The sequence below is a fragment of the Pedobacter quisquiliarum genome (assembly GCF_014642175.1).
GTDB classification, from domain to species: domain Bacteria; phylum Bacteroidota; class Bacteroidia; order Sphingobacteriales; family Sphingobacteriaceae; genus Pedobacter; species Pedobacter quisquiliarum.
Genome location: NZ_BMIL01000006.1, coordinates 287,335 through 310,206, shown reverse-complemented (window position 1 = coordinate 310,206; position 22,872 = coordinate 287,335). Strand labels below are relative to the sequence as shown.

Annotated in this window: 14 protein-coding genes; 3 read left to right on the top strand and 11 right to left on the bottom strand. The window is 41.5% G+C overall.

What is annotated here, in order from left to right; genetic code table 11:
* Positions 1 to 99: 99 nt before the first annotated feature.
* The 11 genes from IEW69_RS10980 to IEW69_RS10930 form a co-directional block, all read right to left on the bottom strand.
* A complete protein-coding gene (locus tag IEW69_RS10980) occupies positions 100 to 954 on the bottom strand; it encodes a beta-1,6-N-acetylglucosaminyltransferase (RefSeq protein ID WP_188626898.1) in 855 nt (284 codons plus the stop codon).
* A complete protein-coding gene (locus IEW69_RS10975; RefSeq protein ID WP_188626897.1) occupies positions 955 to 1,959 on the bottom strand; it encodes a UbiA family prenyltransferase in 1,005 nt (334 codons plus the stop codon).
* Positions 1,960 to 1,974: 15 nt separating this feature from the next.
* Complete coding sequence (locus tag IEW69_RS10970; RefSeq protein ID WP_188626896.1) at positions 1,975 to 2,943, bottom strand: glycosyltransferase family 2 protein; 969 nt, start codon at positions 2,941 to 2,943, stop codon at positions 1,975 to 1,977.
* A complete protein-coding gene (locus IEW69_RS10965; protein ID WP_188626895.1) occupies positions 2,933 to 4,117 on the bottom strand; it encodes a glycosyltransferase family 4 protein in 1,185 nt (394 codons plus the stop codon). The genes IEW69_RS10970 and IEW69_RS10965 overlap by 11 nt, the downstream gene beginning before the upstream one ends.
* A complete protein-coding gene (locus IEW69_RS10960) occupies positions 4,118 to 5,926 on the bottom strand; it encodes an ABC transporter ATP-binding protein (protein ID WP_188626894.1) in 1,809 nt (602 codons plus the stop codon).
* 155 nt (positions 5,927 to 6,081) lie between these two features.
* Entirely contained in the window at positions 6,082 to 6,780 is a 699-nt protein-coding gene (locus tag IEW69_RS10955) for a 4'-phosphopantetheinyl transferase family protein (RefSeq protein ID WP_188626893.1), read from the bottom strand.
* Positions 6,781 to 6,816: 36 nt separating this feature from the next.
* The gene (locus IEW69_RS10950; RefSeq protein ID WP_188626892.1) at positions 6,817 to 12,021 is read right to left on the bottom strand and encodes a non-ribosomal peptide synthetase; all 5,205 of its coding nucleotides are present in this window, start codon (positions 12,019 to 12,021) and stop codon (positions 6,817 to 6,819) included.
* A 10-nt stretch (positions 12,022 to 12,031) separates the two neighbouring features.
* Positions 12,032 to 18,607 (bottom strand): polyketide synthase, encoded by a 6,576-nt coding sequence (locus IEW69_RS10945; protein WP_188626891.1) that lies wholly within the window; start codon positions 18,605 to 18,607, stop codon positions 12,032 to 12,034.
* A gap of 814 nt (positions 18,608 to 19,421) precedes the next feature.
* The gene (locus tag IEW69_RS10940; RefSeq protein WP_188626890.1) at positions 19,422 to 19,631 is read right to left on the bottom strand and encodes a hypothetical protein; all 210 of its coding nucleotides are present in this window, start codon (positions 19,629 to 19,631) and stop codon (positions 19,422 to 19,424) included.
* A 261-nt stretch (positions 19,632 to 19,892) separates the two neighbouring features.
* A complete protein-coding gene (locus tag IEW69_RS10935) occupies positions 19,893 to 20,537 on the bottom strand; it encodes a hypothetical protein (protein ID WP_188626889.1) in 645 nt (214 codons plus the stop codon).
* Between the two features lie 350 nt (positions 20,538 to 20,887).
* On the bottom strand, positions 20,888 to 21,139 hold the full coding sequence (locus tag IEW69_RS10930) for a hypothetical protein (RefSeq protein WP_188626888.1): 252 nt from the start codon (positions 21,137 to 21,139) through the stop codon (positions 20,888 to 20,890).
* A 102-nt stretch (positions 21,140 to 21,241) separates the two neighbouring features.
* On the opposite strand from IEW69_RS10930, the gene msrC reads away from it, so the two are divergent.
* From msrC to IEW69_RS10915, 3 genes are read left to right on the top strand one after another with little or no spacing between them, the layout of a single operon-like run.
* A complete protein-coding gene (msrC, locus tag IEW69_RS10925; protein WP_188626887.1) occupies positions 21,242 to 21,718 on the top strand; it encodes a free L-methionine (R)-S-oxide reductase MsrC in 477 nt (158 codons plus the stop codon).
* On the top strand, positions 21,711 to 22,313 hold the full coding sequence (locus IEW69_RS10920; protein ID WP_188626886.1) for a DNA-3-methyladenine glycosylase: 603 nt from the start codon (positions 21,711 to 21,713) through the stop codon (positions 22,311 to 22,313). The genes msrC and IEW69_RS10920 overlap by 8 nt, the downstream gene beginning before the upstream one ends.
* A 50-nt stretch (positions 22,314 to 22,363) precedes the next feature.
* Entirely contained in the window at positions 22,364 to 22,852 is a 489-nt protein-coding gene (locus IEW69_RS10915; RefSeq protein WP_188626885.1) for a pyridoxamine 5'-phosphate oxidase family protein, read from the top strand.
* Positions 22,853 to 22,872: the final 20 nt, after the last annotated feature.

Below are 22,872 nucleotides of genomic sequence, written 5' to 3'. Positions count from 1 at the left end.
GCATACGCTTTTCTCTCTCTTGACATGGTGTTAAGTTATTAAATTCCCTTAACTTCCTGTCTGCTCAAATTTAGCAACTCCAAACACATAAATGCTAATTTAATATAGATTCTGATCTAGGATGTCTAATACAGATGTATCAACTTCGACGTCAAACTTTCTTGCAAACATCATTCTAGAAGCACTTATTTTATTTAGGTCATTTATAGTGAGCGTCTTAGGGCTGGGGTTCTGTTCTGACCAATCTATATAGCGCAAATTGTCGTTTACAGTTCTGTCTTTGAAGTGAGAATTCATAATAATTGTCGCAACAACAAACTCATCAGTGCACCAGACGTATTTTAAAAATCTTTTAAGACGCGGATTTTCTTCTAGGGTATTGACTATATAGCTTGCACAGTCGGATGTAACTGTCCACCAACTCGATTTGGTGCCGCCGTACAATGTCGTATAATGAGGAAATTTTCTTTTCGGCAAAATGGTATTTGCGATTTTCTGAAGCATATACTTACCCTTGAAGTTTAGGTCTGTAAAGTGATATTTTTCATACCTGTCACGAGCCAGCTTCCACCATTCCGAGTGTGGTGAATCATCAAAAGAGATAAAATTAGTTTTTCTGTTGGCATTAAAAAATGCTAACATTTTTTCCGGAGACATCAGTGGATAATCCTGTCCACTAATCACATTAACGAAATCGTATTTCTCTCCCGAGTTCAGAATTTCTTGCACTGAGTTGAGTATGCTCGTAAGAACGCTATTTCCTCCCCAGTGACATGCTACTCTGTTTTTTATAAACATGAAGTCAGCTTCATTCTTCAGGGATTTGAAATGTTCAATTGCCACCTTGCCATCAACATGAACAAACAAATCAAAACTCGGATGCTGAAGCCGCTGTAGTAAACGCAACACTTGAGTTGGACCTTTATGAACTATTATCAGATGTGCAACGCGCATTTAAATAAATCTTTTAAAAAGGCGTTTACAACTAAATACGCAATCCTTTATAGCAAGTAACGTGTTCATAGGAAAAAGTGTTACATGGAAGATAAGAACAAGTTTTGCAAAAGGTTGGGTGGAACACATATGAATAATCAAGGCTATAGGTAAGAAGACTATATAGAATTCATTAAGAAAAAGTTGATATGACTCCCCAGGATTTGTAACTATAATTCGAATTTTCCGTTTCAAAATAAATATCCGTAAGAAAACCAGACATACATACATCAAGGCTGACCAAAGAATGGCTTCATTATAGATGTGGCCTACAAAGATCATAAATCCTAATGTCTCAAATATCATGATCAAAGTCTCGCTAAACTTAAAATCCTCTGGCTCCACTTTACTGGCATATGTTCTGGTATGGGATTTTAAATCATTTTCCCGATCATAGAATTGATGCCATAAGATACCCCGTACCCCATATAATAATGACCAGCTGGAAATTGCAACGTACCACCATAGGTCACTTTCCACATTAATGAAATAGATCAGATTAGCTGTTATGAGCAATGCGGGAAAAAGGTGTGCACCCATTGCATCACATGCTACACCTAATAATCCCCGTTCTTTAAACCGAAATGGCCTAATTGAGTATAGACTAAAGACAACGTAGGCGAGCGCATAGAAAACTATACTTTTTAGGTCTGGGTAGAACAAATATCCGAAAAAAACAGCAGCTACAAGGATAATTGCTACTATGACGAATCTAATAGTTATTGGTAAATTCGCCATGCTATTTCGCTTACCAGCTTTCAGGTCTTCCTTGATATCGGTAAGATCATTTATTACGCTGACGTAAATTGCTCCGACAATCACCGCGGCTAATAGTGTTATGATCTGTTTCCATGCGTTTTCCAAGGGATAGTCATAATAGATTAAGGTGGCATAAGCCACTGACAGGAGTGGCGGTAACTTGTATTCCCACCACTCAACATACCTGGTGAATTTAAGTAAACTCATGGTTCTCCTTATTACTTATGCTCTGCTGGAAAGTGCATCATATTTGCCTTTTAATCCCTTCATAAATACATCAGGTATCATTTTGAGCGTAAAAGGAATATTTACTGTGAAGGAGTCCTTTAAAAGCTTTAAGCATTCTTTTATGTTGTATTCACGAATGAGTTCGTGTTTAGCCAGTTCCACTAAGCTAGCCATATACCTTTGCTTCAAAATGTACATTTCAGATCGGGTAAGCAGCATTTTAAATTTATCCATCATTGTCAGTGTATCTGAGATGTAAAGATATCTTAGAACTTCATTCCTTTTTCGACCGTCATAAATGTTGATATCATCTACACGCTTCTTCCATAATCTATCTAAAGTGAATGCTGCTTTGCATTCTTTTGATAGTATTACTTCAAGGTACATGCACCAATCATCAGCGATGTTTATTCTATAGTCCCACCCAGATACAATGCTCGACTTTCTAATCACGACGGAAGATGATGGAGATGGGCACGCTTCCATATATACTTTTCGTAGTTCTGAATGGTCAAGCACAACCCAGGAATCTGCTAGCTTTTCAAAGTAAGGCATTAGAAAGGGATCTTGGTTCAAGAAATCCCAGTCATTGCCAATCTTTGCCTGTTGCGACCAGTTGGCAAATACAAAATCTAACTTATCAGCCTCTAGCTTTTCGACACATCGCTCGAGAAATTCCGGTTCCCAGTAATCATCTGAATCTAAAGAAGCGATAATTGTTCCGCTTGCGTTCTGCAGTCCATTATTTCTTGCAGCAGCTTGCCCGGCATGTTGCTGTTTGATGAACTTAGCGTGCGGATATTTTTTTAAAACGTCGGGCGTATTATCTATTGACCCATCATCTACAACGATTAACTCAATATTAGTATATTGTTGCCTGTACACACTTTCAATTGCCACAGAAAGCTTATCACCTCTATTATAGGTGGGGATTATTACCGAAACTAAGGGCTTACTGTTCATTTAATGTTTTCATTATAAAGTCTGCAAATTCTGATTCCGGATGCGGCGGTATTGAACTAGCGATGTGAGAAGCCGCAATCTTTCCCATTGACGCCCACTCGTTTCTATTAGACCAGGCAGATTCCATTGCTTCACCGAAGTCCTTCTCTGAAGCATCACCTAAAAACCCTGTCACCCCTTCTTTAACTATTTCGTTAGTACCTCCTGCATTAGTCGCAATTACAACTCTGCCAAGAGACATTGCTTCGATAACTGTTAATGGAAGCCCCTCACTACGTGAAGGCAAGATCAACGCATGGTGTGAGGACCATATCTCATGTATATCGGTGGTGAAATCGGAAAAAGCAATGTTTGTAACATTTAAAAGCGCAGCCATTTCCATTAAGCCCTGCTTATCCGGACCGCTCCCGAAAAATGTTACTGAAACATCGCGTCCTTTCCACTTATCTTGTGCAAGAATCCTTAGCAAAATGTCCTGACCTTTATCAATAACGAAGATTCGACCCACACACGCAAGTTTAAACCCATCCTGAATGGTTGGGTAGGGCAGCGGGTTGACCTTTGTTTTCACAGGATTTAGAATGATCCCGCCGTTTTCGAACCTCATCCCAAATTGTTCCTCAGTAAGATTTAGGTTGTGCTTGGAGACGAAAAAACACTTTTTGGCGCCAAGAAGTGTTCTCTTCATGTAGGGACGTTCTTCATGGTTAGGCCAATAGAAGCTCACAGCCTTGTGGGCTACAATAATATAAGGAATACCAAGCTTCAAACACTGGTAGGCATATACTAATCCATCAAAGTTTATACCTTGTGATATGATAACTAAGTTCGGGCGGTTTGATTTTAAAAGTTCGAAAAGGCGCAGGGCAGTTTTGTCCCAGTAGTATTCCATCACGCCAAATTTCGCGCCGACACGCCTTGCAAGCATACGAGACTTGGAAACTACTCGTCTCAAAACTGTCAAACGGGGATTTAACTCGTGGAAATTAATTTGTTCTTCCTCAAGCTTCTGGAACTCGGGGTGATTTAAGTTAACTCTATTCTTGAATAAAGTTAACTCTTGTATATAAGACTTATCCAGGTGATTTAAACTTCTGGACCAAAGTTCTTCACTTCCTCCCCAGTCATCCTGGCAGCATGTTACAATTGCTAATTTTTTACCTTCCGCCTTCATTTAAACTTCTATGTTTTCTTTGAAAAGCTTTGAGTAGTCACCTTCCATATTCAATAAATCGCTGTCTGTCCCTTCCTGCAATATTTGCCCACCTGACAGTACGTAGATGTAATCTGCATGTTTCACTGCGGAATGGCGATGACTTATAATTACGGCAGCTCTGTTGCCAATGTGCTTTCTGAATGACTCGAAAAGTTCCTTTTCAGCTAAAGCATCTAAGGCGCTTGTTGCTTCATCTAGAATTAAGAAGCGGGCCTCGCTATAGAGCGCTCTAGCAATCGCGAGTTTTTGCCACTGCCCAATGCTTACTTCATGACCATCTTCAAATAATTTGCCCATCATTGATTTATATCCATTCGGAAGTTTTTCAATGAAAGAGCTCGCTCCTGCATTTTCAGATGCCTTTACGATTTCTTGATAAACAGCTTCTTTGTCAATGTTGCCAAACCAGATGTTCTCTTCGGCTGAAAAATTGTAACGAGAAAAATCCTGGAATACCGCACTTACTTGTCTTCGATAGGTAGATACGTCGAATTGATTGATGTTGATATTTCCCAATGATATCTCCCCAGAGTCCACTTTATACAAGCCACATAGGAGCTTTATTAGAGTCGACTTTCCTGCCCCATTTAGACCCACTATCGCGATAATCTTTCCCAATGGGATTCGGAGTGATATGTTCTTCAAGGTAGGTCGATCACTTCCTGGATAAGTAAAGTTCAGGTCCTTCACGATAAGATCCATTTCGGTTCTAACGGGTATTTCCCGGGAGAATCCCTGATCTGAGCTCGAAGGCTTCAAATCAAATAGTTCAAAAATGGAATTAATGAATATGTTATTCGTGTAGAGGATAGAGATTCCAGAGGATATGTACTGAATTAAGTTAAATGACTGTGGAAAAATCATGAGGAACATCACTATGTCACCCACGCTGTTCGTGCCACTTACTGTTCCTAAAGCGATGTATGCGATGCATGTAAAAAAACCAATGCTTCCAATCCCGGTGGTAATTATCTCTTTTGACGTACGCTTGTAGCTCAAATCTAACTTTTGCTGGAGTATTTCCATTCTAAACGTCAGATACAGTTTCTTGAAATAAGTGCCAAGATTGTAACTTCTAATCTCCTTGGCGGATATATCTGATGTTAAAAGGTTACTCAGATAACCCGACTTACGTTCAAGTGGTGTATGCTTAATTCGCCACTCATTCTGCTTGTTGGAGAAGTAGATACGTACAAAGAGGGTAGGTAAGGCGAAAACGATTAACAAAGGGAGCAACAGCCAGTTAATAGCAATAAAGAGGGAACCTATTGCACAAAGATTCAGTACGTTTTTTGTTATTTCCAATAAAGTCGTTATAACTAAGTTCGGCCGGTCTGCACCAGCATCTTTTGCGCGTTTTAAAATATCAAAGTAGGCCGGACTTTCATAATAGGATAGGTCCATTTGGATAGCTGTCTCGTGAATTCTGTCATCAATAAAGTTTGACACCTTCGTGGCCTGTACTTCTATCGCATATGCTGAAACAAAGCGCGCGATAGAGTATAAAATTGAAAAGATCCCTGCTATTACTACGTGTTTAACAATTTGATATTCAGCCTCTGGATCATGCACATTTATTTTTGAGATCTCATCTACCAAGAGTTTTAAGGCGTATAAAGATCCTAGAAACAGAACCGTTTCTACAATGATCATACTCACTGAAAAGAGCATCCATCCTTTAGCCGCCGACCAGACCAACTTAATGGTTCTTTTAAGTTTTAAGTTTGTCTGTAAATTCTGTATTTTTCGAGCGAGAATTGCAATCATGCAGTTTACAATTGATGTAAAATAACGTGGCGCAAATTACACATTAATTCTCGATAACTAAAAAGCATTCTCATACTTTTAGTGTAAGCATGTAAATTAATGCACTGAAAATCAATCGTGGTATGAATAAGAAGATGGTTTTAAAATAATTGGCACTATCCGCTTACATGCCAGTATTTAAAGGAATCGATGCTGTCAAGCGTAGCTAAACTAAGAAGATAGTCTTTATCACAATAAAAAGTGTTAAGGTTGAAGGTTTTGGCATTCCTAAAGACTTTGCTTTCCAGTCCATTTAATGAGGCTAGATTGTCTATTATCCCTTCAGCAGTAGCTTTCAGGACGGCTTCTTTTCTAGTCCACAAACTGTAGAATCGGATTTTTCTTTCTCCACCCGTCCCCACAAAGCTTCTTTCTTCAGCATTAAAGCAAGACTCTAACAAGGAATCAAATGTGAATGATGTATGAATATACTCTATATCTATACCGACTGGATTTGAACTGACGACAATTACTGCATAGTCATTGCTGTGGCTTACGTTGAATTCAATATTCTGCAATACTGGTTTTTTTCGTATTGTTGTTGAAAACTGAAGCTCCTCAGGAGCCTCAGTCAAAAAGCATGACAAGATTTTCCGCAAATAATACTTGCGCACCAAATAATTATTCTTGTCTTTCGTATGAAAAAATTTTGATGCTCGACTTAACTCGTCTTTCTGCAAAATCTTCTCCATGTTTAGAACGATTCCCGCATAACACTCGTTAACAGCAATTCGAAAGATGTTTATGCCGTCTAGTGAGATTTTACCATCAAAATCCTTAAATGGCATCCATTCTGGCACCGTCACAGGTATCATAAAGCAGCTATTATATTCATTTAATGAGTTAATTTTCTAACGCGTTATGAGGTTGATTGCCTCCTGCAAAACTTGAACGAGCTCCTTGTCGTGCGGCGGATATAAAAACGTCTTGTGATCTCCAGGTACTTCCAAAACTCTTACACCCTTTCTTGCAAAAGCTTTCCATCCAAGATACTCATTGTCATCTAAGTAATATATCCGCTTTGTAGCCCTGAACAAAGTTACTTTTATGTCATCGGGAACTAGTTTGTATTTTGACAATGCGGTACTATACCGTTCGTAGATCTCAGCTTCATAATCTGAAAGTTCAAATTGCCGGTCCGTAAGCTCTGTGTTTAATACGCCCTTTAACTTTCGTTTTAGTATTGTTTTCTGGTAGGAAAGCGTATCCGCAGGATACTTCAAGAATGATTTGGTAAAGAAGGGAACCTTATTAAATTGACGGCTTACCTTTTTAAGTAATTGCTTCGTGTCGGTTAAATCTTCACCAGTACTTGCAAAAGTATCAATCACGCCAACTATTGAAATTTCCTTGCCCATTGCTTTCAACTGTCGGGCCATTTCGTACACCAGGATGCCGCCTAAAGAATAGCCCGCAAGCATATAAGGACCATGTTCTTCAACTAGCAAAATTTCCTCGAGGTACTTGGCTACAATTTTCTCTATTGTGGGCGGGACTTTTGTTTCGTAGTTTAAGCCAAGGGCTTGGATGCCATATATTGGCTGGTCGTCATCAAAATGAGCACTGAGGTTTTTAAACACCAGAATGTTCATGCCTCCACCATGTATAAGAAATAGTGGTTTCTTGGTACCGCCAGTCCGGATCGGCACAAGCGCGCTCCAGGCTGTCCTAGGTTTGTCTTCTTCAAGCTGAAGCGCCATTTTTGCTAGCGTAGGATTGTCAAAGAGTGTTGCTAGAGGCAACCGCTTGCCGGTTTGCTTTTCGATTGCAACCATTACCTTCATTGCCAGGAGAGAATGGCCTCCAAGTTCAAAAAAGTCATCCGTGACATGTATGTTTTCCAATCCTAAAGCCTCTGCCCATATTGCAGCTACTAAACGTTCATTTTCTGTTGAAGGAAGTTGACCATCAATCCTGGTTTCAACTTGCTTCAGTTCTGGCGCAGGAAGCATCTTCCGGTCTATTTTGCCGTTCGGAGTCAGCGGAAACTTTTTGAGACCAACAAACTCGTCAGGTATCATAATTGATGGCAGCAGGTTACTTACATAGGCCTTCCATCTTGAAACCTGATCTTGACTCAGTTGCACACGTTGTTTTGAAAACGGCGTTCTAATTTGGTTGTCATGGTCGCTCAAATTTGCAACCGTAGCCGGGGGATATGGTAAAACGTCACCAAATGAGGAGGGGATGAATACCACATCAAAAGAGCCGTCAGTTCCATCAGAACTCCACCTCACGTGTGCGGTAAATCCGAGCTGTTCTGCAATGGCCCAAAATGCATCGGGGTCCATACCAGCGCTGACTGCGTTAACCTCCGACTTAATTTCTGAAATTGTCCGGGACGCTTCAGCATTGTGCATTAGCTTTAATAAATGGCAGTCTTTCGCAGTCCGGCTGTTATAAACACCTTTCAACTCAACTACGGATGAACGATGCTTTCGGAGGAGGTTCCCGATTTCGGCTTCTTTTATGCCAGAATGCCAAACATAACTCACATCTGGAGTAACTACTTGCTTTTCAACACCAACAAAGATCCATACATCATAGTGATACTTTGTGATTTCATTAATCGACTTCCCTTTCCTCAATTGAATGTTTACCGCTTTGATGTCCGGAAACATGTTCTTAAGGCCATAAAAAAAGGCTGGATCTGCAACAAGTTCATCTTCAATTCTGACCCTGTTTGCTATGACTTCTTTGAAAGCAGCAAGTGAACTTCCTTCTGATGCTTTTGGTAGATGATCCATTGCATGGCACATTTCTAAAGAGTTTTGACCTTGCATGTCGCCGATAAAGATACAGCCTGTTCCCTCGATGGAATTTAGAGCCTTTCTAATCACGTCAACTAAATAATCGCCACTTGGGAAATACTGCGCGACACTATGCAGCAAAACTAAGTCGAACTTCTTGTCTGCAACGGCACTAAAGTCATCAGCGCTTGCTACCGCAGCATCAACATGGCCCCATTTGTCAGGGTCCGAGCTTAGTGTCTCCTTTAGCTTGTCAATTGCTGTTTTCGCATAATCGGTAGCAAAATAAAACTGCACATCGTCCGCTAGTTCATATAAAATCTGACCTGCACCGCTTCCAATTTCATATACTTTGGTGGGGCGTAACGACTTTATACGCTCAACGGATGTCCGCAGCCATTCCTCAGATTGCACCGCAAGCTCTTTACCGTTCTCATAATAATCAAGCAAGGTCCCGTCTAAATTCTGATCAGGCAGGGACTCATTCTTGTTGATCTCTGCACCGATGTTGTAGAGCGTCTCCCAACGATCCTTCCAGGATAAAGTATCCTCATTTTCGGGCTCATCTTCCAGCGTTACATAGGCAACAAGTTTTTTTTCTTGTCTATCACTTTCATTTACAGTTACAATGCCCTGTTTTATTCCAGGTGCAGCAGAAAGGATAGATTCGATTTCCCCCAATTCTATTCTATGTCCACGGATTTTTACCTGCTGATCGATTCTGCCGTGGCAATGTATTTCTCCGTTGGGTATGATGGTGCCCAAATCACCTGTTCTGTATATTTTCTTAGCACCTGCTGGTTGCTGAGGGTCATTTATGAACTTCTCCTCCGTTAATTCAGGTCGATTTAAATAACCTTGACTCACACCATGTCCGGCAATACAAATCTCACCTGTTATTCCATGCTGCACCTCACGTCCGTGTTCATCAAGTATGTACACCTGCGTGTTTCTAATTGGATAGCCGATCGTTATCGAAAGGTTAGTGTATTCTATCCGCTTAAGGGTAGACCATATTGTCGTTTCAGTAGGTCCGTACATATTCCACAACTCGGAACCCCGGGAAAGCAGGGCTTTTGCCATATGATCACTAAGTGGTTCTCCGCCCGCTAACATCCTTATTGATGGTGACCCTGCCCAGCCCGAGTCCATTAACATCTGCCATGTTGATGGAGTGGCTTGCATAACTGTTATGTTTCTTGACAGAAGTAGATCTTTGAGCAGCCTTCCGTCTTTAGTAGAAGGTGTATCAGCAATTACAACTTCTGCGCCCGCGATGAGTGGAAGAAACAGTTCTAAACCTGCGATGTCAAAAGATATGGTTGTAATTGCCAGCAACCGGTCGTTTAGCGTAACTCCTGGTTGCTCGAGCATGCTCAGCAAGAAGTTCGCTAAATTGCCATGGCTTATCTTTACACCTTTAGGTTTTCCAGTAGACCCTGATGTATATAGAACATAAGCGAGATCATCTGCCATCACGCGCTTGAAATCAGGCGCTTTCGTGTTTAAAGTACCTTGTTCTTCTATCTCTACGATAATTTCAGTTTTCTCGCCCTTGAAGAACCCACTATATTTTCTTGATATAAGGAGGTATTTCGCATCTGAATCCTCTAGCATGAATTCAATTCTTTCCTTCGGATAAGAAGGGTCCAATGGGAGGTATACAGCACCGAGTTTCAATATTGCTAGTAGAGATATCAACATCTCCAAAGATCGATCCATCGAAACCCCAACGAAATCTCCAGTCTTTACGCCTTCATAACTTAATTTTCGTGCGAGCTGCTCAACTTTCAGCTTCAACTCATTGTATTTCAATGATGAATCATTAAACGACACAGCGTGCCTGTCCGGATATGATTGATAGGCTTCCTCCAAAAGCTCATTAATAGAACTGAAGTCCTGTTGATTGTTTTTCCCGGGTGCAGCAACACTAACTTTCTCATTATGAATCAGATGCGAGATGTCGGTATCGGGATTTCGAACAATTTGGTCTAATAGCGTATTTAAATCCTGATGATAGCGCTCAATAGTTTGTGTAGAAAATAACCCGGTGTTAAACGACCATTCTAATGTCAACTTGTTTTTTGATCCAGTTGCATTGAGGAATATGTCAAACGTTTCATAAGCGCGAGGATTGCTGATCAATCTATGTTGAAGCCCCTCGAACGACACCGCTTGATCCATTCCCATGTCAATATTGAATATTACCGGGACAAGTGTGATGCGTGAACCATCCCGGGGGATATAAAGTTTTTTAATCAGCGAGCCGAAGGTTAGTCTTTGGTGTTCATACGCATCAAGAATAGCACTTTTCCTGATCTTAAGATATTGTTTGAATGAAAGTGTTGGATTAATGGTCGTCTTTATTGGCAACAAGTTTACACAATGCCCGATTACGTCGTTCAAGCCTGAGGCTGCCTGTCCGGAGGCCGGTAAGCCCACAACAAGATCTTTCTGGTTTGTTTTGGAATAGAGGAATATTTCAAAGGCGGCAAGCAGCGTTGTTACCAGGCTTGCACCGGATTTTCTAGCAAAAGCTTTCGTTAGTTCTAAGGTTTCAGCGCTGAGTTCAAAGTCCAGTCGCATACCTTTATATGTTCTGGGTGAAGTCCTCGGGAAATCTGTGGGAAGGTCCACAACTGGAACTTTACCTTTGTAAAGATTAATCCAGTAGTCTTCCGTTTGGAGGTAGTCTGCGCTTGCTTTAAACCTTCGTTCCTCCTTAACGTAGTCACTCATCTGAGCGGGTCTAGGCATATTTAAGGGTTTGCCCTTTATATTCGAATTGTACAGCTTGCTTAGGTCTTCCAAAAAGATTCCAGACGACCAGCCATCGGCAATTGCATGATGCTTGATGATGGTGAAAACGTGTAAGTTGTCAGCTAGCTTATGAAGATAGACCTTAAATAAAGGACCCTCCTGAAGATTTAATGGAACGGATAGTTCCTGCTGGATATAGTCATCCAAAAACTTTCGACTACTTGGGCCGTATATAGATATATCTTCAAGCTCAAACGCAACAGGGAAGCTTCGATAAGTAAAAAGCGATTCTCCATCTGCACTAAAGGTGGACCTTAGTGCTTCATGGCGGAGAACAACCTCATTCACAGCTTGATTAAACTCCTTGATTTGCAGGTCTCCGCAGAGTTCAACTGAAATTGACTCATTGTAAGCAAGATTCGCTTCATCGCCGCCAAACATACAGGCAAGCCAAATTTCTTTTTGCGAATCATTTGTAGGCGTGATCTTCTCAATCTCTTTTGTTTCACTAAAGGGGTTGAAATCAACTGGTGTATATTTGGGCATTCTTTAAGAATTAGTTGCTTACTTGTAGGTATTTACCTGGGTTACTTTCATCTATAATAAACCACGCTGGATTTCCCATCTTGTCCTTTCCCAGTCTGGCATTCGGTACGGGCATGGTGCTCATGAAATCGTTTGAAGACTCCGATCCGCCCTTGGGATGTTCAAAATGAGGAATCAGGCCAACCGATTTAAGCTCCACAAGACTCTCTTCAAAACAGCGAATGATTTCCTGAATATCAGCTGTAGTATGCGCGGTGGTTAGAAAACATGCAAAGCCTTCGAGGATGTGGATTCCTTTCAGTCTCATCAAAGTAAAGAAGAGTTCAGCATAAGGATACTCTTCAATGAATTTAATCCGCCATAATGAACCATATTGAGCAATAAACATCGGGACATTCAACCTTTGGCATAGGGAATTAAGTGTACGTGCAATGTAATCGCCATTGGCATTTAGTGCCTCTTGCAGCTGCGGGCCAGCATTCTTAAGATATATCAAAGATGCTTTCGCCGTTGCCAGCGCTAAAGGATGCCGCACAAACGTACCTGCAAAATATGTTACGCCCACTTCGGGTACTGAATGATCTCCATATTGCCAAAATCCTCCATCCAAGGCATCCATATATTTCTTTTTGCCAGCTATGATCCCGATGGAGATACCGCCACCAGCTACTTTTCCATAAGTACCAATATCGGCCTTAATACCGAAAATAGCTTGAACGCCCCCGGGGTGGAATCTAAATCCCGAGATGACCTCATCAAAGATTAAGACTGTTTGATTATCTGAGGTTATCTTTCGCAACTTTTTCAGAAAGTCTATGGGCTGGAAGTCTGCGCGACGGCTTTGGATAGGCTCTACAAGCACTGCAGCGATATCTTGAGCACCCTCTTCGATGATTTTAAGTGATTCTTCAGTTCCATAATCCAGAATTAGCATGTTTTGCACAGCATCATGTAGAATTCCAGGTGCCGCTGGGAAGGTCTTTAATTTCTTGCTTCCACGAACAATTACTTCATCTGCAATGCCGTGATAGGATCCGGTAAATGCCACAATGGTGGAGCGACCCGTAACCGTTCTGGCAATACGCATGGCGCCGAGTACAGCTTCAGAGCCAGTGTTACAAAGCGCAACGCGGTCAAAGTTGGTGAATTCTGCAATCAGTTTAGATACCTCACCCGACATTTCATGTTGCGGACCAATTTCATAGCCGCTCTCAATTTGACTTATCAAAGCTTCTTTAATAAAGTCTGGCTGGTACCCCAGCATGTTCGAGCCAAATCCGTTGAGTGCATCAATGTACTCGTTTCCATCTATATCCCACAATCGGCTACCCTTAGATTTATTTATTACAATAGAATATACCAACTCCTTTGTTGCAGGCTTGAATCCCGATACTACCCGTGGATCGGCCATATGGGGCCTATTCAGCTGAGTATATGCTTTGCTCTTCGCAGATTTCGCATTGTAGCGTACGATCAAGTCAGCGAGGTAGCTTTGCTGCTGTACATTTAGACTGGCAGAATGCTTTTCTATTCTGGCAGCAGCACCAAACGGTTTTTTTATTTCAATCAGTTCCTCGACGCTGAGTTGTGCCGTTGGATCTCCGGCTGATCTTTGCGCGGCCACAGCTTGAGCCGGTCTTGGGAGTTCCTGCGATACCGGGGTTGCTGTTTGCACTTGAACGGCAGGCATTGTGAGCTGTCCACCTTGCAAAAGAGATAGTTGTTTCGCTAACAACTGAAGCTGCTGACTAATTAGATCGATTGCAGCATTACTTCCATGAGCATTTTGCTGTGTTACTTGATAAACGGGGGCATTGATTACGGATTGCGGCATTACTGGCGCTTGTTCAGCGATAGTCTGGCTGGCTGCAGGCACTTCATCAGGAAGCTGCTTGATCAGGTAATCTACTAATAAATCCAACGTGCCATAATCTTCATTTAGCTGCCTGAATGTTACTGGTACCGTAAACTGCTTCTTTAAGATAAGGGCGACCTGCGTCAACAGCAAGGAGTCGAGACCCATTTCAATGAAGGTCATGTCCGAAGGAGCGTCTGCAAGCTCAATACCGGATGCATTTTCCAAAATCTCCTTGATCTGATTGATTAGTAAAGTTTTTCTCATATTTATTGATGAATGATTTGGAAGTGGATTATGCTCATCTTCTATGTTTAGCAAGGCCGGAGGTTTATTGTCTATTGCGGGTTCTACCCAGAAACGCTTTCTATCGAATGCGTAAGTCGGCAAGTCCATCAGCCGTGTCCTTGGCTGATCTTTGTAAAAGGATGTCCAGTCAGGTGTTATGCCGGTAAGCCATAGTTCTCCGAGACTACTTAGCATTGGTTGATAAGAAGAAGCGTTCTCCTTCATACCTAAAGATGCTAATACGGTCACAGGTCTTTTACCAGCCTGTTGGCGCGTCAGCGTCGCCGTTGTGCTACCAGGACCAACCTCAAGGAATAGTTCATACGATTTAGAAATTAACTGGTTAATGGCTTCGCCAAATTTCACTGTAGAACGAAGGTGTGATGCCCAATACTCCGGACTCGTGGCTTCTTCAGCTTTTAACCACTTTCCGGTAACTGTTGATAATATCGGAACAAGTGGCTCATTCAAAGGAATACGTGACACCACTTGCTTAAATGGCTCAACTATTGGATCCATCATGTGCGAGTGGAAAGCATGGCTCGTTGAGAGTGCACGGTTAAGAATACCTGCCGCATCCAGTTTATAGCTTAGCTTATCAATAGCTTCGTTGCTTCCCGCCAAAACACATAAACTATCGCTGTTTGAAGCTGCAAGCGCAATTTCTGTAGAAAGATAGGCCTCCGCAACTTGTGCTGAACATCGCACAGATAACATTTTGCCAGGTGGTAAATCGCTCATCATTTTACCTCTTGCTGTAATTAGTTTAACAGCATTTTGTAAGGAGAAAACTCCAGCGAAGTAGGCGGCAACAAACTCACCTATGCTATGTCCGACAAAAGCTGTCGGATAAATTCCCCAGCTCATCCACAATTTAGTTAGTGCATAGCCGATACAAAATAATGCTGGTTGACTGTATCTAGTATTTTGAAGGAGCTTTTCTGTTTTAGGGTCAACATCGAGAGGGTAGATGACGTGCAAAAGACGCTCACCGGTTTCTACAAAAAACATGTCATCGACTTCATCCATAGCGTCCCTGAATACCTGCTCCGAGACATACAGGTCTTTCCCCATGTTTAGGTATTGAGCGCCCTGGCCTGGATACATAAACACAAGCTCCGGAATTTTATCTCTCTTTACTTTACGGGTATGTTTAGGCCAGGAGTGGTGCTGAAATCTAAGACCAAGGTCCTGTTTGCCAGATGCTATATAAAAGCGCCGGACTTCAAATTCTTTGCGGTTGGTGTTTAAGGTAAAGGCTGCATTGGAAAGACTAGTGGATTGATCACCCGTGAGATATTTATTAAGCTTTTCGCCAAATAGGTCCAAACTCTCCTGGGCTCTGGCAGACCAACATAGCAGTTGGAAGGGGCGACAATTATTAGGTTTCTCAACATGCTTATCAGCCTCTTCCACAATCAGATGGACGTTTGTGCCACCTACTCCAAACGAACTTACCCCTGCGATTCTTCTTTTTTCAGAATCCCAGGTTATTAACTGGTTATTTACATAGAAAGGTGTGTTAGCGAAATCAATGTGCCTGTTCGGTCGTTCATAATGTAATGTAGGTGGAATTTGTCTATGATAGAGTGCAAGGCAAGTCTTCATGAAGCCAACTACTCCAGATGCAGCAGTTAAATGACCCAAGTTACTCTTAACAGAGCCGATTGCACAGTACTGCTTCTGCTCCTGTTGCCCAAATGCTAGGTTCAGACCTTCGATTTCTATAGGATCTCCAATAGGAGTGGCCGTTCCATGTGCTTCGATATAGGATAGATCTGCGGGATCAACTCTTGCATCTTGAATAGCCATACTAATTGCACGGGCCTGACCTTCAGCGCTTGGTGCTGTAAAACTACTTTTCTCCGCTCCGTCGTTGCTTAATCCGATACCTTTCACAATTGCAAAGATGGTGTCTCCATCCGCTTCCGCCAAAGACTTGTTTTTAAGCACAACTACTCCGGCACCATCACTGAAGACAGTTCCGGTTGCTTGATCATCAAAGGTGCGACAGTGACCATCCTGACTGAGTATAGCACCTTCCTCGTAGAGGTGTCCACTTTTAACTGGGACTAAGATTGATGAACCACCTGCAAGTGCAACATCACAGTGCCCATTCCGAATGGCTTCTACTGCCTGTGCTATGGCCAGGAGTGAGGTTGAACATGCTGATTGTACATTCACAGCAGGACCTTTTAGATTCAGGGCGTAAGCTGTCCGGGAAGCGATATAATCTTTATCACTCACGGTGCCGACCTGAAATGTACCTACATTGGCAATGTGACTTTTGTTCGAGCTCACATTGTTACTATAATAAGTATTAAAACGACATCCAGCGTATACGCCAATTGTTCCCTCGAATTTTTCCGGTAAATGTCCGCATTGCTCCAGAGCCTCCCAGGCAACTTCAAGAAAAATTCGCTGCTGAGGATCCATCAGTTCTGCCTGCTTGTTGTTGATGTTGAAAAAAGCAGCGTCAAATTGATCTGGATCGTTGATAATTCCACGCGCCTTGACATAATCTGGATTTTGCTTCATTGAAGCTGGAATGGAGGCATCGAGTTCTTCATCTGAAAAGAAACTTATACCTTCTTTGCCATTCTTTAAATTTTCCCAGAATGTAGCGACATCTTCTGCCCCGGGAAACCTTCCTGACATCCCAATCACGGCAACATCTTCCGTTCTTCTTTTCTCTAAGTGACTTTTTGTGAATACTGGCTTTGACTTTCTGCCATCAAGAGAGGCAGCTAAGCCGGAAACAGTGGGTGTGCTATATAGTTTTGCCACTGGCACGTGAATGCCCAGAGACTTAAGTTCTATTACTAACTTTTGGGCCAATAAAGAAGTGCCCCCCAGTTCGAAGAAGTTATCATTTATACCAACGCGTTCAACGAGCAGTAAAGATTTCCAAACGCCTGCAAGAAGTAATTCGGTTTCATGCAAAGGTGCTATGAATGTATTCGACAGGAGCTCAGAAGCATTTGGAAGAGGCAGTTTTTTTCGATCGACTTTAGCATTATTGGTCAAAGGGATGGCGTCAAGTTCGACAAAAAATTGAGGGACCATGTAGTCAGGCAATTTGGTTAGAAGATACCTTCGCGTGCTTTCCTTATCAAAGTTCACAACAGGAACTATATATGCTATAAGTCTTGTACCATGTGAATCGTTGTAGTCGGCAATAACAACACTCTGCTTTACGCCGGGTGCATCACTTAGGACATTTTCTACTTCCCCGATCTCTATACGATAACCTCGGATTTTGACCTGATCATCCGTTCTTCCTAGAAACTCAATATTTCCGTCAGGCAATATTCTGCCAAGATCGCCGGTCTTGTACATTCGCTCCTCAGGCCTAAAGGGACTAGGAACAAACTTCTGCCCGGTAAGATCTGGCATATTCAAGTATCCCCGGGCAACTTGAATTCCACTTATACAGATCTCGCCAATTTCCCCGTGAGCAACTTCCTTTTCATTTCCATCAAGGAGATATACTGATGTTCCCTTTATAGGCCTGCCAATAGGCAATGCTCTTAACAGTTCAACTCCAACTTCCGGGCAGTGATATTCAAGCGCAGAAATAGTCGCTTCCGTGGGACCATATTTATTGTAGAATTCAACTCTGCCCAGCCATTTTTTAAATAATTTCTTTGTGCAGAGGTCTCCAGCAGATATAATTCGCCTCAGCTCAGGATTGTCGTGCACCTTAATATTTTCAAGAAAACCGGGAGTAGCATGTAAATGCGTGATTCTTTTCAAACGTAAATATTTGGAAAATGCCTGAACATCTTTCAGAAGCGCTTCTCTCAGTAGAACCAGACATGCACCGTTTAACAAAGCAAGGAATATCTGTTCAATGCTTGCATCGAAACTGTAGTTTGAAAATTGAAGTATTCTGTCTTTTCCATGGATTCCAAAAAAGCTTGATTGAGCCTTTATGTAAGAACAAATGGATCTATGTTCGACCATAACTCCTTTGGGAACTCCTGTCGATCCAGATGTATAAATAACATAGGCTAGGTCTGACGGATTGCCCTGTTCGACCTGCATCACTGTCTTATTATCAAAGACGGTATCTGTTAACACTACCTGGCCCGAAATCTTGTCTCTGAGTGTCTCGTTGGTTATTGTTAATGGTGCCTGAGTATCGTTTAGTATATGTGCTATTCGTGCTACAGGATAGTTGGGATCTAAGGGAACGTAAGCTGCACCGGTTTTTAGAATGGCAATAATCGCAACAATCATGTCGATTGACCTGTTTAAGCAAACCGGTATCATCATTTTGCTATTTACACCCAAATAAGACAGGTGGTTGGCAAGTTCATTAGAGCGTTCGTCAAGTGCTTTGTAAGTGACTGTTTGATTCTCAAGTTCTAAAGCTACCTTTTCAGGTGTTCTGCCTACCTGCAATGAAAACAATTGCACCAAAGTCTCGGGAGTATTCATAAGTTCGAAGAGTCGTTAAAAACAAAGCGTGTAACCTAAAACATCCACCTGTCTAGGTTTAAATTTATTACCGTAGTGCGAAAATTTGGACTTATTCTACACACTTCGGCTAAGTTAAAGTTTTTATTTTATAAACAAGTAGTTATAGAAACAAGCATGAATAATCACGGGTAAGTCTGGGGAGAAAACGCGCGTTTGTAGATGTAAGTGGATCAGATTGGCCAGCCATAAAAAAATTTACCTAGGGCCTGTTATAAAGGTTAAATTTAAAAGTCTCTTCTTACCTGATCTCTTCATTAAAAATCTGTTCCTCAATAAGTTTTACAACTGATGTAGCATAGTAAGATTGATCAGTTATGAGCCACATATGGATTAGATCAATAGTGTCAATCACACAAACAGGTAGGAATCCAGCTTCACGTAAGCTAGTTATAGCGTTATTTACTTCATGGATTGAAGCACATAATTGAAGGTCAGCAGCCTGGTCATGGTAGCTTATTAGAGCGAACTTTTTCATATATTTAGACGGATTTGCTAATCAGAATTATACAAAAATCATGGCTGTTAATTTCACATAGGAAGTGATTGTTGAAATTCGCTAAATTTTGGGTGCTTAACGTAGTATTCTGTTGAGCTTATAAGTATTCTCCGCTTCATGAATATTTACGATTGGTAGTTGCACAGGGGTAATCTGGGTATCTAATTCTCAAAAATCTACATACCCAAGCGTGATTGTTTTGTATTTGCTGAATATATGCTGCGGCCGAAAGGCCATAAAAAAGCCCTTCTCGTTGCGAAAAGGGCTTCATTATCTTTATTTGTCTTCCGAAGGTTGATTAGGTTTTTTTTCCGGTGGTGTTGAAACGATTTCTCCAAACTCGTTGACGTACGCCAACATGCTCTCTAAATCACTTCCACCTGGATTTTGCTTTCGCTCTTCTTTTCTTTGCAACTTATCTTCTTTTTTCTTTTGTCTGTTTTTTTCGAGTTGCTTCTTCATGAAGGTTGCCTGAGACTTAGCCATATGTACGTAGTTTAAGTAAAAAAATAACTGCTCTCTGCGATTCCCATTTAGTCAATCTTAGTAGATGTGCACTTGAGATGCGACTGACATGATTAAAATATATCTCAATTGGAAAAGATTTCCTGGAGAATGTTAGCCAGCCTGTTGAACGGTTAACAAGATTAAGGCAGAGAGTAGCCTAATGTTTCACAAAGGTAAGAAAAATAAATGATTTTTAAAACGTCTCCCCGGAACCGAGTACTGTCTCATTCAGGTGCAAACTCACTTTTTGAAGAAGATTCTGGTAATGTTGGTTCTAACCCCAATACTGATAGGAATCGCTTTATAGCGCTGTTCCTCCAACTTGTTCAGCCCCTGGGTGTAACTAGCCTCAGCAAATAAAAGTACATTGCCGAAGCTGTAATCCGCCCCTAAACCCACCTCCAGTAGACTAACAAAATTGCTTGAATTATACATGCTGATGACTCCGTCGTCTGGCGTTCTAAGTTTTGGTAGTAGGATGATCCCGCCACCAGCACCACCAAAGCCATAAACACCAAAATGGTTGATGGTCTTCCGATAGCCTAAATCCAGGCTCAATAGATAAGTTGTAGACCTGCTGTGGATAATTCTATTCGCTGAACCTGCATCTAAATTCAACTGATCGTATCCGTAAGCATTAAGTCCGATCTTTGGATAGAAGAAGAAGTTTTGATTGCCTAAAAAAAGCAAACCGCCGAGCGAAGTTGAAAACTTAGCGTCAAGGAATTGCCTGCTTTCTGCCACAGGTGCTGAGAACCCGAAACCACTTCTGAAATATAGTTTGTCTTTCCTGACAGGCTTATCCTGTGCAAAACATTCGTTGCCTAGTGCACATCCCAATGAAGAGGAGAGCAGGAGTATGACTAACTTATAGCCTCTGATCATAGCGTCAATTTTCAGTAAGGTACATAGATTAACGAAATGGCGAATGCTGCGATGCTAACAATAAACTATTAATTGAAAATTATGCTGTCAAAACCTCGACTGCGTACTCGAGTTTGGATGATGCAAAAGGGACCAACTTCGAGCTGGCCAACGATTATTTGGCACAATAGAGCACAAAATAATAGTTGGGTAGAGGCTATTCATTGTTGATATTCAGTTACATGGACTTAGTTAGCTAATCTTCAACTTGCAAGACTTGGTGTTTGCTTAAACGAAATCTGGAGATTTTAAAGAATATTATTTGTTTTAAGTTGTAGAGTGTTAACAGTTAGCGAATTATATATGTCAATCTAATACTGTTGTCGATTATATGCTTCAGCAAAATCTGTCCGCATAATTTTGAATCGTTCAACTACAGTAGCAATGAAAGCCTCATCAAGTATCTGAAAGATTTCATTCACGCCCCCACCTGTTAAATCTAATTCCGACAGCTTGTAGCTTTGTTCTAAGGTCCCTTGCTCAAATTTGACAATGTACTTTTGGTTCATATTAAAGATGCTAATCTTGCAATCCGGGTGAGGGAGTTCCGCTATTATTCTCATGTTTTCTACTTAGGTAAGTTCCAAATCTAATAATTATCTCCTTTTCACAGAAATTGCAAGCTTCATGTCTTCTATTCTTTAAATTTGGAATTTAGAAACATTATGGCAGAAGATTTAAGCATCATAAAAAGCGGTACTCGAGCAGAACAATATGAATTTTTGATTCCCCAGATCAAAGGACTCCTAACAGGAGAATCTGATCTAATTGCTAATCTGGCGAACGTAGCTGCTGCCCTTAAAGAGCAATTTGGCTGGCTTTGGGTAGGCTTTTATCTGGTTAAGGGGGAAGAGTTAGTGTTAGGCCCATTCCAAGGTCCGGTAGCTTGTACCAGGATCCGAAAAGGAAAAGGGGTATGTGGAGCGGCATGGGCACAAGGGGAAACGATTATTGTACCAGACGTTGAGGCATTCCCTGGTCACATTGCCTGCAGCTCAGCATCGCGTTCTGAGATTGTACTTCCATTATTCTCAGCAGGTGAAGTTGTAGGTGTACTCGATGTTGATTCTGAGTCCTTAAACGAGTTCGATGAGGTAGATGCAAGATTTTTAGCTGAAATATTAACGCTTATCAATGGCTAAATTACCCTTTTCCTTCTACCTGAATACGGATGTGAATAGTCTGGCTAGACAACTCATTGGTAAGATGCTCTTCACGCAAATAGATGGGGAAATTACTGCGGGTATTATTGTGGAAACAGAGGCTTATGCCGGCATAGAAGACAAGGCATCCCATGCTTATGGCGGAAGACTTACAGATCGTACTAAAACGATGTATTTAAAAGGCGGTGTCTCTTACGTCTATCTCTGCTATGGTATTCACAACCTGTTTAATGTTGTCACCGGGCCACTAAATACGCCACACGCTGTGCTGATCCGAGGAGTGGAGCCTGTAATTGGAACAGAAATCATGTTGCAAAGAAGGGGCATGGCCTTGTTAAAGCCAAATCTTACTGCAGGTCCAGGTGCATTATCCAAAGCATTAGGTATTGACCGAACATTTAACGCCAAGGATTTAACAGGCGAAGAGATCTGGATTGAGGATGGTTGGGATGTTGATACGGAAAGCATTGTTGCTGCACCAAGAGTTGGCGTTGGCTACGCTGCAGATCATGCTTTGTTACCATGGAGGTACTATATCAAAGGCAATCGGTTTGTCAGTAAACCCAATAGCTAAAACAATTTCATTTTCTTTACTGTTGACCTGTTATCCTAAAAATAGATATCATGGAAAACGAAAAGAATATAAAAGCACTTAAAGAAAAAGTTGAAGATGTTCGCATCTGCATGTTCACCACCTTAGATGCCGAAGGTCGCTTCTCTAGTCGTCCAATGGGCACCGCTAAAGTTGAAGAAGATGGTAGCATCTGGTTCTTTACCAATGAATATTCACTGAAGTCTAAAGAAATATCAAGAGATAACGAAGTTTCACTTGCTTATAGCAGCCCATCAGACAATACCTATTTGTATGTAAATGGTAAGGCTGAACTGGTAGACGATCAGGAAAAGAAGAAAGCATACTTTATGCCTCCTGTGAAAGTTTGGTTTCCAGACGGTGTTGATGATCCGAATCTTATATTGATCAAGGTGACACCAGCGTTTGCAGAGTTCTGGGATAGCAGCTCTTCTAAGATGGTCGTCGCTTTCAACATGCTCAAGGCGATTGTCACTGGTGAGAAAGGTGATGTTGGGGATCATGGCGAAATGAAGTTTTAGAAGCTTTCATCCAATTATAA